Raw genomic sequence first — 2,362 nt, forward strand, 5'->3', positions numbered from 1 at the left:
TTCAAGTTGAATTTAGTGTTTAAGGTATAATGGTTAGGTTTGGTGGTTGGCGTTGTTCACCACTTAACGCGGCGTTAGCTTAAATCATTAACAAGGATGTGTAATGAGAAATAGAAAATGGATATTTGCAACTATTTTGCTCATTGGTGGACCTTCACTATTGCCATTTAGTTTGGAAGTGATATCCCTAATTGAGTTACTAGGCTTTTGGGGATTATGGACAATTTATTCATCCTACGCTGAATACTTGGTGAACCACCCTAGATTCAAAAGAGGTCTGCGTTTAGCTACTAGTTGGGATTTTCAGCCGCAAATGCTGTTCTCTCCGAGTGAACTTAAGGAATGTCCTCAGTTAGTTTTTCATATGCTTCCAGTTCAGAGTGTAATAGTCTGGACTTTGAATATTCTGTTTTGGGGTGGTCTGGCTTGGTGCTACATAATTTAAGCTAACAAACAGTTCAAGAGGGATTCAGCACACGTGGCATTTTTGGTATGCGTTGGTTTTTGTGTTGAAGTGCCATGCAGCGGCTTGGTCATTGCGTGCTTCACCCCTTAACTGGGCGTTAGTACGGGTTTAGCATCAAAGGTCATCAGTTTTGGTGTTTATCTGTTTTGGCGTTCGTCTTTACACCTTTCAGTTTGTACCTTTCACGTTCTTTCCGGTGGCACTATGTGCGGAGTGTTTGCTTTGATTTCACCGTTTACGGTTTCTAACTTTTAGCCAATTTCTTTGGTGCTTCTTCATTTTCGTGGTGGCTTTTGAGAGAACCTTGGTTGTAATTAATGCTGTCGTCGGGGTACGAGGGTCGAATCCTTTTCTAATTTGAAGTCAGTAAAAGTAGGGCAGTTCCGTGCGTTTTTCTTCTAGCCAACTCTCGTTCCTCAATGGCGGTAAAATTTTGTAGTTGCCCGTCTCACTTCAGTGTTCAAAGTCTTTCATATCATGCTACTTTTCAATATCTTGGAGCGCATAAATAGAAGCAGCGCATGTACTAACAAATTGCTTAAGAGTGATTCGTAACGCGTGGCATTTTTACTATGCGGTGGCTTAGAGTGATTAAGGCGCTGTGCGGTAGCTTTTGTATTGCGTTACTCACACCTTAGCAAGGCGTTAGTACGGGTTTGACATCAAAGGTCATAAGTTTTGGTGTTTATCTGTTTTGGCGCTTGTCTTTACACCTTTCAGTTTGTACCTTTCACGTTCTTTCCGGTGGCACTATATGCGGAGTGTTTGCTTTGATTTCACCGTTTACGGCTTCTAACTCTTAGCCTATTTCTTTGGCGCTTCTTCATTTTCGTGGTGGCTTTTGAGAGAGCCTTGGTTACTTTTGGTGTGGCTGTTGAAGTACGAGGAAAGAATCCATTTCTAATTTGAAGCTAGTGAAAGTAGGGCAGTTCAGTGCGTTTTTCTTCTAGCCAACTTTCGTCTTCCAATCGAGGTAAAGTTTTGTAGCTGCCCGTCTCACTTCAGTGTTCAAACCCTTTCATATTATGCTACTTTTCAATATCTTGGAGCGCATAAATAGCAGTAGCGCATGTACTAACAAATTGCTTAAGAGTGATTCGTAACGCGTGGCATTTTTACTTTGCGGTGGCTTATGGTGATTAAGGCGCTGTGCGGTAGCTTTTGTATTGCGTTACTCACACCTTAGCAAGGCGTTAGCCCTTTATACATAACAATAAGCTAGGAGAAATGATGGGAATTGGAGCTACATTATTTTGGGGTGCAGTCTCAGGTGTTATTGCTACAGGTTTCTTGTGGCTATGTGGCATTGTTTTGTATAAGGTTCTATTACCTTGGTATCAGGAAAAGGTATATAAGGGCGTTGATCTAGCTGGTCGTTGGACATATGAGACTGAAGAAAATGGTGCTACATACACATACCAAATAGACTTGGAGCAAAGCGCACATAATATTTCAGGTACAGGTGTCATTACTAAGTCACAATCAGATGACAACTATATCCAAGACTTCAGAATTTCAGGTGAAACTTGGGAGGGCTATCTAACCCTCAATATGCGAAGTTCAACAAATGTAAGCTTATCGTTTGTTTCTGGGTTATTTAAAGTAGAAGACCGTGGTTCCAAACTAACAGGTTCATGGTCATATCGAACCCGTAGTGATGATGTGGGGTGTGAGCAGTTTACTTTGTTACGTCAAGCACAGGGCTAACAAAGCATTTAAGAGTGATTCCCAACGCCTGGCATTTTTCATTCTATCGTTGGGTTTAGTGTTTACGGTGGTATGGTTGAGTTTCGTGGAAGCGTTGCTCACACCTTAATGCGGCGTTAGTTTGCAAGAGGAAAAACGTGCCTATATCGCAAGATCTAGTGGTAAAAGCTTATAGTTGAAATTGTCTTA

The 2,362-nt window shown here is 41.5% G+C and carries 1 protein-coding gene; it reads left to right on the forward strand.

All coding sequences use genetic code 11. From position 1 onward, the window contains the following. Positions 1 to 1,693 precede the first annotated feature (1,693 nt). Entirely contained in the window at positions 1,694 to 2,173 is a 480-nt protein-coding gene (locus tag R7E47_RS24010; protein ID WP_140124801.1) for a hypothetical protein, read from the forward strand. Positions 2,174 to 2,362 lie beyond the last annotated feature (189 nt).

The organism is Vibrio sp. Vb1026 (assembly GCF_033338745.1).
In the GTDB taxonomy this organism is placed as follows: Bacteria; Pseudomonadota; Gammaproteobacteria; order Enterobacterales; family Vibrionaceae; genus Vibrio; species Vibrio alginolyticus.

Excerpts from the sequence above, each read along its gene's own strand:
- R7E47_RS24010 (WP_140124801.1), top strand. The coding sequence starts at position 1,694 with ATGATGGGAATTGGAGCTACATTATTTTGGGGTGCAGTCTCAGGTGTT.